We start from the raw sequence: 17791 nt of genomic DNA, 5'->3' as shown, positions 1-17791 counted from the left end.
GTAGGGAACCTGGGAGGGATTTTCACGTCGAAGGTCACTGCAGGCCACTCGCCTGTATCATCTTTCAGGAGTGTCCCCTTCATGTCGTTGCGTTCCCTCGCCCTGTTGTCGCTGTGCGTCGTGCTGACTGCCTGCAGCAAGATCAATCAGGAAAACTATTCCAAGATCAAGGCCGGTATGAACAAGGCCGAGGTCGAGCAGTTGCTCGGCACGCCGACCGAATGTTCTGGCGCGTTGGGCATGAGCAGCTGCACCTGGGGGGACGAGAAGAGCTTCATCAGCGTGCAGTATGCAGCTGACAAAGTGCTGATGTATTCCGGGCAGGGCCTCAAATGAGGCGTGCGTACCTGCTGATGGGCGTATGCCTGGCGTTGCTGCTGGGCGGTTGTGCAGGTTCCGTGCACGACCCGCTGGCGCCGAAAACCGCCGGAAATGTCGACCTCAAGCGCTACCAGGGCAAATGGTACGAGCTGGCGCGCCTGCCCATGCGCTACCAGGAAGGTTGCGAGCAGTCCGAGGCCCATTACAACCTCAAGCCTGATGGCAGTTATGGCGTGCTCAACCGCTGCCGCACCATGGGTGATGAATGGCTTCGCGCTGAAGGGCATGCGAATATCCAGGAGCCGGGGCACACCGACAAGCTGTGGGTCGAGTTCGATAACTGGTTCACCAGGCTGGTGCCAGGCGTGGCGCGGGGTGAGTACTGGATTCTTTATGTGGACGACCACTACCGCACGGCCATCGTCGGCAGCCCGGACCGCAAATACCTTTGGATTCTGTCGCGCACGCCGACACTGCCGGCCTGGGAGCGCGAGAACCTGCTGTCCAGGGCGCGGCAGCAGGGCTATGACACCAGCCGCTTGATCTGGCGGGCGTCCGATCAGCAAATAGTAAAGATGCACTGAGTTTTTTGGGGTTGCGTTGCAACCCTTCGCGGGCAAGCCCGCTCCCACAGGTTCTGCGCTGAACCCTGGGCTGCCCCCAAGACGTTTTGTGGGGCAGTCCACCAACCTGTGGGAGCGGGCTTGCCCGCGAAGGGCTGCAACGCAGCCCCGGTACGCTCAGCCCAAAAGCTGGCGCAACACCTTGGCAAACGCCCGCCCGCTTTCTTCTTCTTGGGCATGCCGCCCCTGGCGCACCACCCATTGCCCGTTCACCATGACATCGCGCACCTGGCGATCGCCACCGGCAAAAAGCCAACGGTTGAGAATGGCATCACCCTCCGCCATGGCGATGTAGGGGTCCTGCCCATCGAGCACCAGCCAGTCGGCACGCTTGCCCACCGCCAACTCGCCGACCGCCTGCCCCAGTGCCTGCGCACCACCGCTCAGCGCCGCGTCATACAGCGTACGCCCGACCATCGGCTGGTCGCCGCGATACAGGCGGTTGCGTCGCTGGTCCCGCAGGCGCTGGCCATATTCCAGCCAGCGCAGCTCCTCCACCACGCTTAACGACACATGGCTGTCCGAACCAATGCCCATGCGCCCGCCCTGTGCCAGGAAATCCACTGCCGGGAAGATCCCATCGCCCAGGTTGGCTTCGGTGGTCAGGCACAACCCGGCCACCGCGCCGCTGCGGGCCATGGCAGTCACTTCGTCCGGTTCGGCATGGGTAGCGTGTACCAGGCACCAGCGGCGGTCCACGTCCACGTGCTCGTACAGCCACTGCAGCGGGCGCAGGCCGCTCCAGGCCAGGCAGTCGTCGACTTCCTTCTGCTGTTCGGCGATGTGGATATGCACTGGGCACTGCCTGTCGCTGGCCGCCAGCACTTCGGCGATCTGCCCAGGCCTCACCGCCCGCAGCGAGTGGAAGCACAGGCCCAGTTGCTGCGCCGGTTGCGCGGCCAGCAGCGGGGCGAGCTGGGCTTGCAGCTGCAGGTACTGTTCAGTGGAGTTGATGAAGCGCCGCTGCCCGTCGTTCGGCGCCTGGCCGCCAAAGCCTGCATGGCTGTACAGCACCGGTAGCAAGGTCAGGCCGATGCCGCTATCGGCCGCAGCCGCGCTGATGCGGAGCGACAGTTCGGCCGGGTCGGCGTAGGGCTTGCCAGCCTGGTCGTGGTGCACGTAATGGAATTCGGCCACCGAGGTGTAGCCGGCCTTGAGCATTTCGATGTACAGCTGGCGGGCGATGACCTGAAGCTGCTCTGGGCTGATCTGCCCTACCAGGCGGTACATCAGGTCTCGCCAGGTCCAGAAACTGTCGTTGGGGTTGCCGGCAACTTCAGCCAGGCCTGCCATGGCGCGCTGGAAGGCATGCGAGTGCAGGTTGGGCATGCCGGGCAGCAGCGGGCCGGCCAGGCGCTCGGCGTCTTCGGCCGAAGCGCCAGGCTCGATGCTGGCCACACGGCCATCACTGGCGACCTCGATACGCACATGGCTGGCCCAACCCGTAGGTAGCAGGGCGCGTTCGGCGAAGTAGGCTGACATCGGTGGAATCCTGTTATTGTTAACTTGTATATACATATACAGGCGTTTGCCTGCCGGGTAAACTGCGGCAAGCTACCGCTCATTTCATTTGCACAAGGATCCATCGCCGTGCCGACACCTCCTGTCTCCGTGCTGGTTGCCCAGATGGGCGAGGGCCCGGCGCCGCTCTACGCCCGGGTCAAACAGATGATCATCCAGCAGATCGACAACGGCAGCTGGCCACCGCATCACCGGGTACCCTCCGAGAGCGAGCTGGTCAACGAGCTGGGCTTCAGCCGCATGACCATCAACCGCGCCCTGCGTGAACTCACCGCCGAAGGCCTGCTGGTGCGCATGCAAGGGGTCGGCACCTTCGTGGCCGAGCCCAAGGGCCGTTCGGCGCTGTTCGAGGTCAACAACATTGCCGACGAAATTGCCGCGCGCGGACACCAGCATAGCTGCCAGGTGATCACGCTTGCCGAAGAAGCGGCCGGCTCCGAACGGGCGCTGGCGCTGGACATGCGTGAAGGTCAGCGCGTGTTCCATTCGCTGATCGTGCATTTCGAGAACGGCGTGCCGGTGCAGATCGAGGACCGTTACGTCAACGCGGCCATTGCGCCCGATTACCTCAAGCAGGATTTCACCCGGCAGACGCCTTACGCCTACCTGTCCCAGGTGGCGCCGCTGACGGAGGGCGAGCACGTGGTCGAGGCAATCCTGGCCGAGCCGGAAGAATGCACCCTGTTGCAGATCGACCGGGGCGAGCCTTGCCTGCTGATTCGTCGTCGCACCTGGTCCGGCCGCCAGCCGGTGACCGCTGCACGGCTGATCCACCCCGGTTCCCGTCATCGCCTGGAAGGACGTTTCAGCAAATGAGTCAGCTGCAGTTGTTGCGTGCGCATGATTACCCGCGCATGCCTTGGAAGAACGGTGGTGGTTTCACCGAAGAGATCACCCGCGACAGTGGCGAGGGCCTGGACGGTTTTGGCTGGCGTCTGTCGATTGCCGATATCGAAGAGTCGGGAGGGTTTTCCACCTTTGCCGGCTACCAGCGGATCATCACCGTGCTGCAGGGCGACGGCATGCGCCTGCTGGTCGACGGCCAGGCCAGCCGGCCATTGCTGGCGTTCGATGCGTTTGCGTTCAGCGGCGAGAGCCAGGTCAGCTGCAAGTTGCTGGGTGGGGCGATCCGCGATTTCAACCTGATCTATGCACCGCAGCGATATCGGGCGCGGTTGCAGTGGCTGGATGGCACCAGCCGGGTGTACAGCTCGGCGTCGACGGTGTTGTTGTTTGCTGCCAGCAGCCTGGTCGAAGTCACTATTGCCGGGCGCGAGACGCAGCGGTTGGGGTTGTTCGACTGCTTGCGGCTGGAAGGCAATGATGAATTGCTGGGGTTGGTTGTGCAGGGGCGGTGCTGCCTGATCGAACTTGATGGGCGCTGAAGGTTCGGCTGTAGATTTTTGGCGCCTGTGAGATCGAGCGCCGCCAGGTGTCCGCCTCGACACATTCTGCGCCTGTGAGATCGAGCGCCGCAGGTGTCCGGCTCGACACATTCTGCGCCTGTGAGATCGAGCGCCGCCCGCGCGGCGCTTCGCGGGTAAACCCGCTCCTACGTTTGTTTCGGGCCAGTGCATCCTGTGCCTGGCGCGCGCGACCGCCTTGTTGGTACGACGCGATATCGAGATGGGCACCAAGGCGTTCGCGCGCAAATCCCACAGGCATAATTGGCCTGAAACAAACGTAGGAGCGGGTTTACCCGCGAAGCGCCGCGCGGGCGGCGCTCGATCTTCGCACCGCCGCAGAACTCAAGCCGGACCGGCGCTCGCTTCACCCCCCAAAAAGTCAAGGTAAGAACGACAAGGTCCGATTATTTTGGTTGTCCATGCTTGTACATACAAGTAAAGGTGTGTTTGTATATTGACCACGACATACCCGCCCGCGGACGACCGCAGAGGACCTTTCCCGTGACCGACAACAACAAATACCGTGACGTTGAAATCCGTGCCCCACGTGGCAACAAGCTGACCGCCAAAAGCTGGCTGACCGAAGCGCCACTGCGCATGCTGATGAACAACCTCGATCCACAGGTCGCGGAAAACCCCAAAGAGCTGGTGGTATACGGCGGTATCGGCCGCGCCGCGCGCAACTGGGCCTGCTACGACAAGATCGTCGAAACCCTGACCCGCCTGGAAGACGACGAAACCCTGCTGGTCCAGTCGGGCAAGCCGGTCGGTGTATTCAAGACCCACAGCAACGCACCGCGCGTGCTGATTGCCAACTCCAACCTGGTGCCACACTGGGCCAACTGGGAACACTTCAACGAACTGGACGCCAAGGGCCTGGCCATGTACGGCCAGATGACCGCCGGCAGCTGGATCTACATCGGCAGCCAGGGCATCGTCCAGGGCACCTATGAAACCTTCGTCGAAGCCGGTCGCCAGCACTACGGCGGCAGCCTGAAAGGCAAGTGGGTACTCACCGCTGGCCTGGGCGGCATGGGCGGCGCCCAGCCACTGGCCGCGACCCTGGCCGGTGCTTGCTCGCTGAACATCGAATGCCAGCAGAGCCGTATCGACTTCCGCCTGGAAACCCGCTACGTCGACGAGCAGGCCACTGACCTCGACGACGCCCTGGCACGCATCGCCAAGTACACCGCCGAAGGCAAGGCCATCTCCATCGCCCTGCACGGCAACGCCGCCGAAATCCTCCCAGAGCTGGTCAAACGTGGCGTGCGCCCGGACATGGTCACCGACCAGACCAGCGCCCACGACCCACTGAACGGCTACCTGCCAGCCGGCTGGACTTGGGAGCAGTACCGCGACCGTGCGCAGACCGAACGGGCTGCAGTGGTCAAGGCCGCCAAGCAGTCGATGGCCGTGCACGTGCAGGCCATGCTGGACTTCCAGAAGCAGGGTATCCCAACCTTCGACTACGGCAACAACATCCGCCAGATGGCCAAGGAAGAGGGCGTGGCCAATGCCTTCGACTTCCCAGGCTTCGTCCCGGCCTACATCCGCCCACTGTTCTGCCGCGGGGTCGGCCCGTTCCGCTGGGCGGCGCTGTCCGGTGAAGCTGAGGACATCTACAAGACCGACGCCAAGGTCAAGGAACTGATCCCCGACGACGCCCACCTGCACCGCTGGCTGGACATGGCCCGCGAGCGCATCAGCTTCCAGGGCCTGCCGGCACGTATCTGCTGGGTGGGGCTGGGCCTTCGCGCCAAGCTGGGCCTGGCTTTCAACGAAATGGTCCGCAGCGGCGAGCTGTCGGCTCCGGTGGTGATCGGCCGTGACCACCTCGACTCCGGCTCGGTATCCAGCCCGAACCGCGAAACCGAGGCCATGCGTGATGGTTCGGACGCTGTTTCCGACTGGCCGCTGCTCAACGCCCTGCTGAACACCGCAGGCGGCGCCACCTGGGTCTCGCTGCACCATGGCGGTGGCGTGGGCATGGGCTTCTCGCAGCACTCGGGCATGGTCATCGTCTGCGACGGTACCGATGAGGCCGCCGAGCGCATCGCCCGGGTACTGACCAACGACCCAGGGACTGGCGTCATGCGTCACGCCGATGCCGGTTATGACATCGCCATCGACTGCGCCAAGGAGCAGGGCCTGGACCTGCCGATGATCACCGGCTGATCACCACGCTTTGGATCGCACCCTGCAAGGGGTGATACTGAACAACAAGAAGGAGCGCGCAGGCACCCACAAGCGGGCCTGCGGCTCCACGCGATTTGGAGTAGTAACGTGACCGAACTCACCCTCAAGCCTGGCACCCTGACCCTGGCCCAGCTGCGCGCGATCCATGCCGCGCCCGTGCGCCTGCAACTGGATGCCAGTGCCGCACCGGCCATCGACGCCAGCGTCGCCTGTGTCGAGCAGATCATTGCCGAAGACCGTACTGCGTACGGCATCAACACGGGTTTCGGCCTGCTGGCCTCGACCCGCATCGCCAGCCATGACCTGGAGAACCTGCAGCGTTCGCTGGTGCTGTCCCACGCCGCCGGTATCGGCGCGCCGCTGGATGACGACCTGGTGCGGTTGATCATGGTGCTGAAGATCAACAGCCTCAGCCGTGGCTTCTCCGGCATCCGCCGCAAAGTCATCGACGCGCTGATTGCCCTGGTTAACGCCGAAGTCTACCCGCACATCCCGCTGAAAGGCTCGGTAGGCGCATCCGGTGACCTTGCCCCGCTAGCGCATATGTCGCTGGTGCTGCTGGGCGAGGGCAAGGCCCGCTACAAGGGCCAGTGGCTGCCGGCCACCGAAGCCTTGGCGATTGCCGGCCTCGAACCGCTGACCCTGGCCGCCAAAGAGGGCCTGGCCCTGCTCAACGGTACCCAGGCCTCCACCGCCTATGCCTTGCGTGGCCTGTTCCAGGCCGAAGACCTGTATGCCGCGGCCATCGCCTGCGGCGGCCTGAGCGTCGAAGCCGCATTGGGCTCGCGTTCGCCCTTCGATGCGCGTGTCCACGAAGTGCGTGGCCAACGCGGCCAGATCGACACCGCGGCCTGCTTCCGCGACCTGCTGGGCGACTCCAGCGAAGTGTCGCTGTCGCACAAGAACTGCGACAAGGTCCAGGACCCGTACTCGCTGCGCTGCCAGCCGCAGGTCATGGGTGCCTGCCTGACCCAGCTGCGCCAGGCCGCCGAGGTGCTGGGCATCGAAGCCAACGCCGTGTCGGACAACCCGCTGGTGTTCGCTGCCGAAGGTGATGTGATCTCCGGCGGCAACTTCCACGCCGAACCGGTGGCCATGGCGGCTGACAACCTGGCCCTGGCCATCGCTGAAATCGGCTCGCTCAGCGAGCGCCGCATCTCGCTGATGATGGACAAGCACATGTCCCAGCTGCCGCCGTTCCTGGTGGAAAACGGTGGGGTCAACTCCGGCTTCATGATCGCCCAGGTCACCGCTGCCGCCCTGGCCAGCGAAAACAAGGCTTTGTCGCACCCACACAGCGTCGACAGCCTGCCAACTTCGGCCAACCAGGAAGACCACGTGTCGATGGCCCCGGCCGCCGGCAAGCGCCTGTGGGAAATGGCCGAAAACACCCGTGGCGTGCTGGCCATCGAATGGCTGGGCGCGTGCCAGGGCCTGGACCTGCGCAAAGGCCTGAAGACTTCGGCCAAGCTGGAGCAAGCGCGCCAGGCGCTGCGCAGCGAGGTGCCGCACTACGACCGTGACCGTTTCTTCGCGCCGGATATTGAAAAGGCCGTGGACCTGTTGGCCAAGGGTAGTCTGACCGGCTTGCTGCCGGCGGGTGTACTGCCAAGCCTGTAACGCCCCTGGGGCCGCTGGGCGGCCCTTCGCGGGCGCGCCCGCTCCCACAGAAGTAGGTGCAAAACACCATCCCCTGTGGGAGCGGGCGTGCCCGCGAAGGGGCTGCGCAGCAGCCCCCTGAATCTCACGACCACAAAAACAATTCAAGGACGTGACATGCAACAAGCTCAAGGTCTCAAGCGCGGGCTAAGTGCCCGCCACATCCGTTTCATGGCCCTCGGCTCCGCCATCGGCACCGGCCTGTTCTACGGCTCTGCCTCGGCCATCCAGATGGCAGGCCCGGCCGTGCTGCTGGCCTACCTGATCGGCGGCGCTGCAGTGTTCATGGTCATGCGCGCCCTTGGCGAAATGGCCGTGCACAACCCGGTGGCCGGCTCCTTCGGCCACTACGCCACCACCTACCTCGGCCCAATGGCCGGTTTCATCCTTGGCTGGACCTACGCTTTCGAGATGGTCATCGTCGCCATCGCCGACGTCACCGCGTTCGGTATCTACATGGGCTTCTGGTTCCCGGAGGTAGCCCGCTGGATCTGGGTGTTGGGCATCGTTTTCCTGATCGGCGGCCTCAACCTGTGCAACGTCAAGGTATTCGGCGAAATGGAATTCTGGCTGTCGCTGCTCAAGGTCGGCGCCATCGTGGCGATGATCCTGGCCGGCCTCGGCATCATGGCCTTCGGTTTCAGCCAGGTGGGTACCGGGCATGCCGTGGGCATGAGCAACCTGTTCGACCATGGCGGCTTCATGCCTAACGGCGTGGGTGGCTTGATCGCGTCGTTTGCCGTGGTGATGTTCGCCTTCGGCGGTATCGAGATCATCGGCGTCACTGCCGGCGAGGCAAAAGACCCGCAGCGCGTCATTCCCAAAGCGATCAACGCGGTGCCAATACGGATCCTGCTGTTCTACGTGCTCACCCTGTTCGTGCTGATGTGCCTGTACCCATGGCCGCAGATCGGTAGCCAGGGCAGCCCGTTCGTGCAGATCTTCAGCAACCTGGGCATTGGCTCTGCCGCTGCCGTGCTGAACGTCGTGGTGATTTCCGCTGCCATCTCTGCCATCAACAGCGACATCTTTGGCGCAGGCCGCATGATGTATGGCCTGGCCCAGCAAGGCCACGCCCCGCGCGGTTTCAGCAAGTTGTCGAAACATGGCGTACCGTGGATGACCGTCGTGGTGATGGGGGCTGCGCTGCTGATCGGCGTATTGCTCAACTACCTGATCCCGGAAAATGTGTTCCTGCTGATTGCCTCGATCGCCACCTTCGCCACGGTGTGGGTGTGGCTGATGATCCTGCTCACCCAGGTAGCCATGCGCCGCAGCATGAGCCGCGAGCAAGTGGCCCAGCTCAAGTTTCCGGTACCGTTCTGGCCATACGGCCCGGCCATGGCCATTGCGTTCATGGTGTTCATCTTTGGCGTGCTCGGCTACTTCCCGGACACTCAGGCGGCATTGATCGTCGGCGTGATCTGGGTGGTGTTCCTGGTGGCGTCCTACCTGCTGTGGTGCAAGCCGCGTGCAGGGCGGGGCCAGCCGGTAGCGGAGCCGGCCGAGCTGCACCGCTAGCAAAGGAGATTGTGCATGAGAACCCTCTGGCAGCATTGCCATGTTGCAACCATGGCCGATGGCCGCTACTCGGCCATCGAGGATGCGGCGATCGTCACCAGCGCCGGGCTGATCGAGTGGATAGGCCCGCGCGCCGAGCTGGCGCCCGTCGAAGCTGACCGCACGGTTGACCTGGGTGGTGCCTGGGTCACTCCCGGGCTGATCGACTGCCACACCCATGCGGTGTTCGGTGGCAACCGCAGCGGCGAGTTCGAGCAGCGCCTGCAGGGCGTGAGCTATGCCGAAATCGCCGCGCAGGGCGGTGGTATCGCGAGTACCGTGCGGGCTACCCGGGCAGCCAGCGAAGACGAACTGTTCGCCAGTGCTCGCCAGCGTGTTCAGGCACTGATGCGCGATGGCGTGACCACCCTTGAGGTCAAGTCCGGCTACGGCCTGGACCTGGCCAATGAGCGCAAGATGCTGCGAGTGGTCCGCCGCCTGGCTGACGAGCTGCCGCTGACGGTGCGTGCCACGTGCCTGGCGGCGCACGCTTTGCCCCCGGAGTACGCGGGTCGGGCCGACAACTACATCGCGCACATCTGTGACGAGATGTTGCCTGCCCTGGCCAGCGAAGGCCTGGTGGATGCCGTGGATGCCTTCTGCGAACACCTCGCGTTCTCGCCGGCCCAGGTCGAGCGGCTGTTCATCAAGGCGCGCGAACTGGGCCTGCCGGTCAAGCTGCATGCCGAACAGCTGTCATCGTTGCACGGCTCGAGCCTGGCCGCGCGTTACCAGGCACTGTCGGCTGACCACCTGGAGTTCATGACAGAGGAAGACGCCGTGGCCATGGCAAACGCCGGCACGGTCGCCGTGCTGCTACCGGGTGCGTTCTACTTCCTGCGTGAAACCCAGCTGCCGCCAATGGATGCATTGCGCCGCCACGGGGTAAAGATTGCCCTGGCCAGCGACCTCAACCCCGGCACCTCACCAGGGTTGTCGCTGCGGTTGATGCTGAACATGGGCTGCACCTGCTTCCGCATGACGCCGGAAGAAGCCCTGGCCGGCGTTACGGTCCACGCTGCCACGGCGCTGGGCCTGGGTGACAGCCACGGCTCGCTGCAAGTGGGCAAGGTGGCCGACTTCGTTGCCTGGCAAATCGAACGCCCCGCCGACCTGGCCTACTGGCTGGGTGGCGACCTGCCCAAGCGCGTAGTGCGCATGGGCCATGAAATCTCCAACTGAGCGAGGCACGATGGACAAGGTACTGAGTTTTCACCAAGGTCGCCTGCCGCTGCTGATCAGCATGCCGCACGCTGGCTTGCGTCTGACCGACGCCGTGCGCGACGGCCTGGTCGACCAGGCGCAAAGCTTGCCGGACACCGACTGGCACATTCCGCAGTTGTACGACTTTGCCCGTGACATGGGCGCCAGCGTGGTGGCCGCAGAGTACTCACGCTTCGTCATCGACCTGAACCGTCCGGACGACGACAAGCCGCTGTACGTCGGCGCCACCACGGGCTTGTACCCGGCGACCTTGTTCGGCGGCGAACCCCTCTTCAAAGACGGGCTGGCGCCGTCTGGCGAAGAGCGCAAACGCTACCTGGAGCAAATCTGGCGCCCTTATCACGCGACCATTCGTCGTGAACTGGATCGCTTGCGTGAGCAGTTTGGCTATGCGCTGCTGTGGGATGCCCATTCGATCCGTTCGCTGATCCCGCACCTGTTCGACGGCAAGTTACCGGACTTCAACCTGGGTACTTTCAACGGCGCCAGTTGCGATCCGGCACTGGCTGAGCGGCTGCAGGGTGTGTGCGCCAAGGTGCAAGGTTACAGCCACGTGCTTAATGGTCGGTTCAAAGGCGGTCACATCACCCGGCATTACGGCGACCCAGCCAACCATATCCATGCTGTGCAGCTGGAGCTGGCGCAAAGCACCTATATGGAGGAAGTCGAGCCGTTTGCCTACCGGGAAGACTTGGCGCAACCGACGCAAGCGGTATTGAGGCAGCTACTGCAAGCGCTGCTGGCCTGGGGCGACGAGCGTTACAAGCGTTGAGTGAAGGCGGCGACGCTATCGGCGTCGCCAGGCGCCGTGGGAGGCCATTGTCGGAAATCTGCGCAAGGGTCAATTCGCGCCGTTCGAACGCGCCAGCAAGGACGGTGCTGAAAGCGCAATTCAGGTTTATGATGGCCCACGGCCGAATAATCCTCACACGGAGTGCGCAATGCAGACCCTCTACCCGCAGATCAAACCCTACGCCAGGCACGATCTGGCCGTGGAAGCGCCGCATGTGCTTTATGTCGACGAAAGCGGCTCGCCGGAAGGTCTGCCCGTGGTGTTCATCCACGGAGGCCCCGGTGCTGGCTGCGACGCCCAGAGCCGCTGCTACTTTGATCCCAACCTGTACCGCATCATCACCTTCGACCAGCGCGGCTGTGGCCGCTCCACGCCCCATGCGAGCCTGGAGAACAACACCACCTGGCACCTGGTCGAAGACCTGGAGCGCATTCGCGAACACCTTGGCATAGACAAGTGGGTGCTGTTTGGTGGCTCTTGGGGCTCGACCCTGGCCCTGGCCTACGCTCAGGCTCACCCAGAACGCGTGCACGGCCTGATCCTGCGCGGCATCTTCCTGTGCCGGCCGCAGGAAATCGAGTGGTTCTACCAGGAAGGCGCCAGCCGCCTGTTCCCCGACTACTGGCAGGACTACATCGCACCGATTCCACCGGAGGAACGCGGCGACCTGGTCAGGGCCTTCCACAAGCGCCTGACCGGTAACGACCAGATCGCCCAGATGCACGCCGCCAAGGCGTGGTCCACCTGGGAAGGCCGTACCGCCACCCTGCGCCCCAACCCGCTGGTGGTCGACCGCTTTTCCGAACCGCAGCGGGCGCTGTCGATCGCCCGCATCGAATGCCACTACTTCATGAACAACGCCTTCCTCGAACCGGACCAGCTGATCCGCGATCTGCCCAAAATCGCCCACCTGCCGGCGGTGATCGTGCATGGTCGCTACGATGTGATCTGCCCCTTGGACAACGCCTGGGCGTTGCACCAGGCCTGGCCGAACAGTGAGTTGAAAGTGATCCGTGACGCCGGTCATGCGGCTTCCGAGCCTGGCATCACCGATGCCTTGGTGCGTGCCGCCGACCAGATGGCCCGGCGCCTGCTCGACCTGCCCCTGGAAGAAGCATGAGGGGCCTGCTGCAGCGCGTGCGCGGTGCGCGGGTTGAAGTGGCGGGGGAGGTGGTCGGCGCCATCGACCAAGGGTTGCTGGTGCTGGTCGCGGTCGAGCCTGAAGATTCCCGTGAACAGGCCGATAAGCTGTTGCACAAGCTGCTGAACTACCGGGTGTTCAGTGACGAGCAGGGCAAGATGAACCTGTCGCTCAAGGATGTCGGGGGTGGCCTGCTACTGGTGTCACAGTTCACCTTGGCGGCCGACACCCGCAATGGCATGCGTCCAAGCTTCTCGACCGCAGCGCCACCGGCCCTCGGCGCCGAGTTGTTCGACTATCTTTTGCAACAGGCAAAAGCTCAGTACGCCGACGTGGCCAGCGGCCGTTTTGGTGCGGATATGCAGGTGCACCTGGTCAATGATGGCCCCGTAACATTTATGTTACAAATATGAGGTCAAAAAACCCTTTGTTCACAGGAAAACAAGGGGTTTTGTACGATAAATAGTTGCTCCAGCCTGATGCGTTGTCACGCAACCTGCTGGATAATCGCGCGCTGCATGGACCTGCGTTCGTAGGTCCGTTTCACTCTGACTCGAGCATTGTCTGGATCCGTTTGGGGAATCATTACGCCCTCTCGGGGTCCGAACAGTGCTCGCCAACCCGGCATTTGTCGCTGGCCGTTGGTTTCATGATCTGTTTTCGGCGAGGGTTGCTCGTGATTGTTAGTCCCCAAAAAGCATCAAGAATCCCCGGCGTCGGGCTACGCAAGGCGCTGATGGCCAGTGTGGCTCTGGTCGGCCTGATGAGCGCGGGCCAGCTGTGGGCATTCAATCTTGACGATGTTGCTGCCAAGGCAAAGGATCTGGCCGGCCAGAAGTACGACGCGCCAAAAAGCAACCTGCCGGCCGTATTCCGCGACATGAAGTTCGCGGACTACCAGAAAATCCGTTTCCTGCAGGAAAAGGCCGAGTGGGCCAAGGACAAGACCCCGTTCAAGCTGTCGTTCTATCATCAGGGCATGCACTTCGACACCCCGGTGAAAATCAACGAGGTCACCGCCACCAAGGTCCGGGAAATCAAGTACGACCCGAACCGCTTCGAGTTCGGTGACGTGCCGCACGACCCGGAAACCACGAAAAACCTCGGTTATGCCGGTTTCCGCGTGCTGTACCCGATCAACAAGGCCGACAAGCAGGACGAGATCATGACCCTGCTTGGCGCCAGCTATTTCCGCGTGGTCGGCAAGGGTCACGTGTACGGCCTGTCTGCCCGTGGCCTGGCCATCGACACCGCCCTGCCGTCGGGCGAAGAATTCCCGCGCTTCACCGAGTTCTGGGTTGAAAAGCCCAAGCCAGCCGACAAGCACCTGGTGATCTACGCGCTGCTGGATTCGCCGCGATCCACCGGCGCCTACAAGCTGACCCTGCGTCCAGGCAACGACACCGTGGTCGACGTGCAATCCCGCGTGTTCCTGCGTGACCATGTCAGCCGCCTGGGCATTGCGCCGCTGACCAGCATGTACCTGTTCGGCCCCAACCAGCCGTCCAAGGTGCTCAACTACCGCCCGGCCCTGCACGACTCCGAAGGCCTGTCGATCCATGCCGGCAACGGCGAGTGGCTGTGGCGCCCGCTGAACAACCCGAAACACCTGGCCGTGAGTAACTTCAGTGTCGAGAACCCGCGTGGTTTCGGCCTGATGCAGCGTCAGCGCGCCTTCAGCGACTACGAAGACCTCGACGACAACTACCAGAAGCGCCCAAGCGCCTGGATCGAGCCGAAGGGTGACTGGGGCAAGGGTAGCGTCGACCTGGTCGAAATCCCGACCGCCGACGAGACCAACGACAATATCGTGGCCTTCTGGAGCCCGGAGAAACTGCCGGAGCCAGGTAAACCGTTCGAGTACGCCTACCGCCTGCACTGGACCATCGACGAGCCGAAGTTCCAGGCCCCTGATCTGGGCTGGGTCAAGCAGACCCTGCGTTCCACCGGTGACGTCAAGCAGTCCAACCTGATCCGCCAGCCAGATGGCAGCGTGGCATTCCTGGTCGACTTCGCCGGCCCGGCGCTTGCCGCCCTGCCGGAAGACACCGCCGTGCGCAGCCAGATCAGCGTGGGCGACAACGCCGAGGTGGTCGAGAACAATCTGCGCTATAACCCTGAGACCAAGGGCTGGCGCCTGACCCTGCGCCTGAAGGTCAAGGAAGCCAACAAGTCGACCGAAATGCGCGCCGCACTGGTGCGTGATGTACCGGTCGAGCCTGCCAAGCCTGCCCAGGACGCCAAGCAGGACAAGGCCGCAGCCAAGCATGCCAAGGCCGAGAAAGCCGTCAAGGCTGAGCAATCTGCCAAGGCCGAACAACCTGCCGCCGATGCGGCGCCCACCAACGGGGCCCCGGCCACCACCGAGCAGGTGCTGACCGAGACCTGGAGCTATCAGTTGCCTGCCGATGAGTAACTCAAGCGCAAGGCCGGAATCGCTTGGCGAGTACCTGGCCCACCTACCACTGAGCGACGAGCAGCGGGCTGAGCTTGCCAGCTGCACCTCGTTCAGTGAGCTACACCAACGCTTGGCGGCCAACCCGGCCGCCAGCTCTGCCGAGGCCGTGCAGGCCTCGGTGGGCCCGCGCCTGACCGTGGGCAGTGCCGCCGAGCTGGAAGAAGCCGAAATGCTCGGCGTCGACGGCAGCGGCCGCCTGTGCCTGAAGATCGCCCCGCCGATCAAGCGCACCAAGGTCGTGCCCGAGCCATGGCGCACCAATGTGCTGATCCGCATGTGGCGACGCATGACCGGCCGCCCCAACGCCCCGCAGCCGCCCAAGCGCGAGCTGCCGCCAGCCCGCTGGCGCACGGTCGGCTCTATCCGCCGTTACATTCTGCTGGCGCTGATGATCGGCCAGACCATCGTCGCTGGCTGGTACATGAAAGGCATCCTGCCGTACCAGGGCTGGTCGTTCGTGGACTTTGACGAAATCGTCAACCAGCCGCTGTGGGACACGGTGGTGCAGGTGTGGCCGTATGCCCTGCAAACTTCCATCCTGATCCTCTTCGGCATCCTGTTCTGCTGGGTGTCGGCGGGCTTCTGGACCGCGCTGATGGGCTTCCTCGAGCTGCTCACCGGGCGCGACAAATACAAAATTTCCGGTAGCAGCGCAGGCAACGAGCCGATCGCGCCCGAGGCGCGTACCGCGCTGGTGATGCCGATCTGCAACGAAGACGTGCCGCGGGTGTTCGCCGGCCTGCGCGCAACGTTCGAGTCGGTGGCCGCCAGCGGTAACCTCGACCGTTTCGACTTCTTTGTGCTCAGCGACACCAACGACACCGACATTGCCGTGGCCGAGCAACAGGCCTGGCTGGATGTGTGCCGCGAAACCAAAGGCTTTGGCCGCATCTTCTACCGCCGCCGTCGGCGCCGTGTGAAGCGCAAGAGCGGCAACCTCGACGACTTCTGCCGTCGCTGGGGTGGCGAGTACAAGTACATGGTCGTGCTCGACGCCGACAGCGTCATGAGCGGCGAGTGCCTGAGCAGCCTGGTGCGCCTGATGGAGGCCAACCCGGACGCCGGCATCATCCAGACCGGGCCGAAAGCCTCGGGCATGGACACACTGTATGCACGCATGCAGCAGTTCGCTACCCGCGTGTACGGCCCACTGTTCACTGCCGGTCTGCACTTCTGGCAGTTGGGTGAGTCGCACTACTGGGGCCACAACGCGATCATCCGCATGAAGCCGTTCATCGAGCACTGCGCCCTGGCGCCGTTGCCGGGCAAGGGCGCGTTCGCCGGTGCCATCCTTTCCCACGACTTCGTCGAAGCTGCGCTGATGCGCCGTGCCGGCTGGGGTGTGTGGATTGCCTACGACTTGCCGGGCAGCTACGAAGAACTGCCGCCAAACCTGCTCGACGAGCTCAAGCGCGACCGCCGCTGGTGCCACGGCAACCTGATGAACTTCCGCCTGTTCCTGGTCAAGGGCATGCACCCGGTTCACCGTGCGGTGTTCCTTACCGGGGTGATGTCTTACCTGTCGGCGCCGCTGTGGTTCCTGTTCCTGGTGCTGTCGACCGCGCTGCTGGCGACCAACACGCTGATGGAGCCGCAGTATTTCATCGAGCCTTACCAGCTTTACCCGCTGTGGCCGCAGTGGCACCCGGAGAAGGCTGTGGCGCTGTTCTCCACCACCATTGTGCTGCTGTTCCTGCCCAAGCTGCTCAGCGTCATCCTGATCTGGGCCAAGGGCGCCGTCGAGTTCGGTGGGCGAGTCAAGGTCACCTTGTCGATGCTGATGGAGATGCTGTTCTCCATGTTGCTGGCACCGGTACGCATGATCTTCCACACCCGCTTCGTGCTGGCCGCGTTCCTCGGCTGGGCTGCGACCTGGAACTCGCCGCAGCGTGACGACGATTCCACGCCGTGGGGCGAAGCGGTGCGCCGGCATGGCCCGCAGACGCTGCTGGGCGTTGCCTGGGCCGCACTGGTGGCGTGGTTGAACCCGAGCTTCCTGTGGTGGCTGGCGCCTATCGTCGGTTCGCTGGTGTTGTCGATCCCGGTATCGGTGATTTCCAGCCGCACCCGCCTGGGCCTGGCGGCCAAGGACGAGAAGCTGTTCCTCATCCCAGAGGAATACGCCACCCCACAAGAGCTGCTGGCTACCGACCAGTACACCCACGAAAACCGCTGGCATGCCCTGCATGATGGCTTCGTGCGGGCCGTGGTCGACCCGCGGCAGAATGCCCTGGCCTGTGCCATGGCCACTGCCCGCCATGGCCAGGCGGCACCGATCGAAGCGTTGCGTGCCGAGCGCGTTGCCAAGGCGATTGAAGTCGGGCCGAAAGGCCTGGACCTCAATACTCGCCTGGCCCTGCTCAGCGACCCGGTGGCACTGAGCCGCCTGCACGAGCAGGTGTGGGCCGAGCACAATGCGGCATGGATCGATGTGTGGCGTGCGTCGATCAACAATGACCCGCATTCGCCGCTGTTGCCGTTGCACCCGGAAAACGCAGGCCAACCGAGCCTCGTCGGCGCCTGATCGGGCCTGTTCGCGGCGGTTCGGCGCCCCGATGAACCCGCTCCTACGGGGCGCCTGGCCGGGGCTCTTCGCGGGTGAACCCGCTCCTACGGGGCGCTGGATCGGGGCTCTTCGCGGGTGAACCCGCTCCTACGGGGCGCTGGATCGGGGCTCTTCGCGGGTGAACCCGCTCCTACGGGGCGCTGGATCGGGGCTCTTCGCGGGTGAACCCGCTCCTACCAGGGATACACATGCCCTTGTAGGAGCGGGTTCACCCGCGAAGCTTTTTGGCCTAGCCCCCTCATTTTGGCCAACAAAGTCCCCCCGCGGCTCTAGGTCCACGGGCCGCCATGCGTTAGCATCCCTCTCCGATACGACGCTTCGGC

At 63.9% G+C, this 17791-nt stretch carries 14 protein-coding genes; 13 read left to right on the top strand and 1 reads right to left on the bottom strand.

Translation table 11 applies throughout. The features are described from left to right. Positions 1-81: 81 nt before the first annotated feature. Together bamE and PRJ_RS25555 are read left to right on the top strand one after the other, a co-directional pair. A complete protein-coding gene (bamE, locus tag PRJ_RS25560) occupies positions 82-336 on the top strand; it encodes an outer membrane protein assembly factor BamE (protein ID WP_003249234.1) in 255 nt (84 codons plus the stop codon). After that, positions 333-905 (top strand): lipocalin family protein, encoded by a 573-nt coding sequence (locus PRJ_RS25555; protein ID WP_020190972.1) that lies wholly within the window; start codon positions 333-335, stop codon positions 903-905. Before bamE ends, PRJ_RS25555 begins: the two co-directional genes overlap by 4 nt. 156 nt (positions 906-1061) lie before the next feature. Here the strand turns inward: PRJ_RS25555 and PRJ_RS25550 are convergent, their stop codons facing one another. Beyond that, complete coding sequence (locus tag PRJ_RS25550) at positions 1062-2426, bottom strand: formimidoylglutamate deiminase (RefSeq protein ID WP_104962701.1); 1365 nt, start codon at positions 2424-2426, stop codon at positions 1062-1064. Between the two features lie 144 nt (positions 2427-2570). Here PRJ_RS25550 and hutC point away from each other — a divergent pair, with 144 nt between their 5' ends. From hutC to mdoH, 11 genes are all read left to right on the top strand, one after another. Continuing rightward, positions 2571-3281, top strand: coding sequence for a histidine utilization repressor (hutC, locus tag PRJ_RS25545; RefSeq protein ID WP_172830964.1), 711 nt, complete (start codon positions 2571-2573; stop codon positions 3279-3281). Then, entirely contained in the window at positions 3278-3850 is a 573-nt protein-coding gene (locus PRJ_RS25540) for a HutD family protein (protein ID WP_104962700.1), read from the top strand. Before hutC ends, PRJ_RS25540 begins: the two co-directional genes overlap by 4 nt. Before the next feature lie 522 nt (positions 3851-4372). Then, positions 4373-6046 (top strand): urocanate hydratase, encoded by a 1674-nt coding sequence (hutU, locus tag PRJ_RS25525; protein WP_104962698.1) that lies wholly within the window; start codon positions 4373-4375, stop codon positions 6044-6046. A 108-nt stretch (positions 6047-6154) separates the two neighbouring features. Next, complete coding sequence (hutH, locus tag PRJ_RS25520; RefSeq protein WP_010955589.1) at positions 6155-7687, top strand: histidine ammonia-lyase; 1533 nt, start codon at positions 6155-6157, stop codon at positions 7685-7687. Positions 7688-7843: 156 nt separating this feature from the next. Beyond that, entirely contained in the window at positions 7844-9247 is a 1404-nt protein-coding gene (locus PRJ_RS25515) for an amino acid permease (RefSeq protein ID WP_028697521.1), read from the top strand. A gap of 15 nt (positions 9248-9262) precedes the next feature. Then, complete coding sequence (gene hutI, locus PRJ_RS25510) at positions 9263-10468, top strand: imidazolonepropionase (RefSeq protein WP_104962697.1); 1206 nt, start codon at positions 9263-9265, stop codon at positions 10466-10468. Between the two features lie 10 nt (positions 10469-10478). Beyond that, complete coding sequence (gene hutG, locus PRJ_RS25505) at positions 10479-11282, top strand: N-formylglutamate deformylase (protein WP_104962696.1); 804 nt, start codon at positions 10479-10481, stop codon at positions 11280-11282. A gap of 169 nt (positions 11283-11451) precedes the next feature. Further along, positions 11452-12423: a prolyl aminopeptidase gene (gene pip / locus PRJ_RS25500; RefSeq protein WP_003249260.1), complete on the top strand. Its 972-nt coding sequence runs from the start codon at positions 11452-11454 to the stop codon at positions 12421-12423. Then, positions 12420-12857 (top strand): D-aminoacyl-tRNA deacylase, encoded by a 438-nt coding sequence (dtd, locus tag PRJ_RS25495; RefSeq protein WP_003249262.1) that lies wholly within the window; start codon positions 12420-12422, stop codon positions 12855-12857. The genes pip and dtd overlap by 4 nt, the downstream gene beginning before the upstream one ends. A 263-nt stretch (positions 12858-13120) precedes the next feature. After that, a complete protein-coding gene (locus tag PRJ_RS25490) occupies positions 13121-14860 on the top strand; it encodes a glucan biosynthesis protein G (protein WP_218276212.1) in 1740 nt (579 codons plus the stop codon). Next, complete coding sequence (mdoH, locus tag PRJ_RS25485) at positions 14853-17426, top strand: glucans biosynthesis glucosyltransferase MdoH (RefSeq protein WP_104962694.1); 2574 nt, start codon at positions 14853-14855, stop codon at positions 17424-17426. Before PRJ_RS25490 ends, mdoH begins: the two co-directional genes overlap by 8 nt. Positions 17427-17791: the final 365 nt, after the last annotated feature.

Source organism: Pseudomonas sp. XWY-1, from assembly GCF_002953115.1.
In the GTDB taxonomy this organism is placed as follows: domain Bacteria; phylum Pseudomonadota; class Gammaproteobacteria; order Pseudomonadales; family Pseudomonadaceae; genus Aquipseudomonas; species Aquipseudomonas alloputida.
The sequence above is the reverse complement of the archived record's forward strand: the minus strand, read 5'-3'. Positions and strand labels throughout refer to the sequence as shown.

Bases quoted from the DNA above. Each gene is read 5' to 3' on its own strand.
- bamE (WP_003249234.1), top strand. From the start codon at position 82: ATGTCGTTGCGTTCCCTCGCCCTGTTGTCGCTGTGCGTCGTGCTGACT.
- PRJ_RS25555 (WP_020190972.1), top strand. From the start codon at position 333: ATGAGGCGTGCGTACCTGCTGATGGGCGTATGCCTGGCGTTGCTGCTG.
- PRJ_RS25550 (WP_104962701.1), bottom strand. From the start codon at position 2,426: ATGTCAGCCTACTTCGCCGAACGCGCCCTGCTACCTACGGGTTGGGCC.
- hutC (WP_172830964.1), top strand. From the start codon at position 2,571: ATGGGCGAGGGCCCGGCGCCGCTCTACGCCCGGGTCAAACAGATGATC.
- PRJ_RS25540 (WP_104962700.1), top strand. From the start codon at position 3,278: ATGAGTCAGCTGCAGTTGTTGCGTGCGCATGATTACCCGCGCATGCCT.
- PRJ_RS25515 (WP_028697521.1), top strand. From the start codon at position 7,844: ATGCAACAAGCTCAAGGTCTCAAGCGCGGGCTAAGTGCCCGCCACATC.
- hutI (WP_104962697.1), top strand. From the start codon at position 9,263: ATGAGAACCCTCTGGCAGCATTGCCATGTTGCAACCATGGCCGATGGC.
- hutG (WP_104962696.1), top strand. From the start codon at position 10,479: ATGGACAAGGTACTGAGTTTTCACCAAGGTCGCCTGCCGCTGCTGATC.
- pip (WP_003249260.1), top strand. From the start codon at position 11,452: ATGCAGACCCTCTACCCGCAGATCAAACCCTACGCCAGGCACGATCTG.
- dtd (WP_003249262.1), top strand. From the start codon at position 12,420: ATGAGGGGCCTGCTGCAGCGCGTGCGCGGTGCGCGGGTTGAAGTGGCG.
- mdoH (WP_104962694.1), top strand. From the start codon at position 14,853: ATGAGTAACTCAAGCGCAAGGCCGGAATCGCTTGGCGAGTACCTGGCC.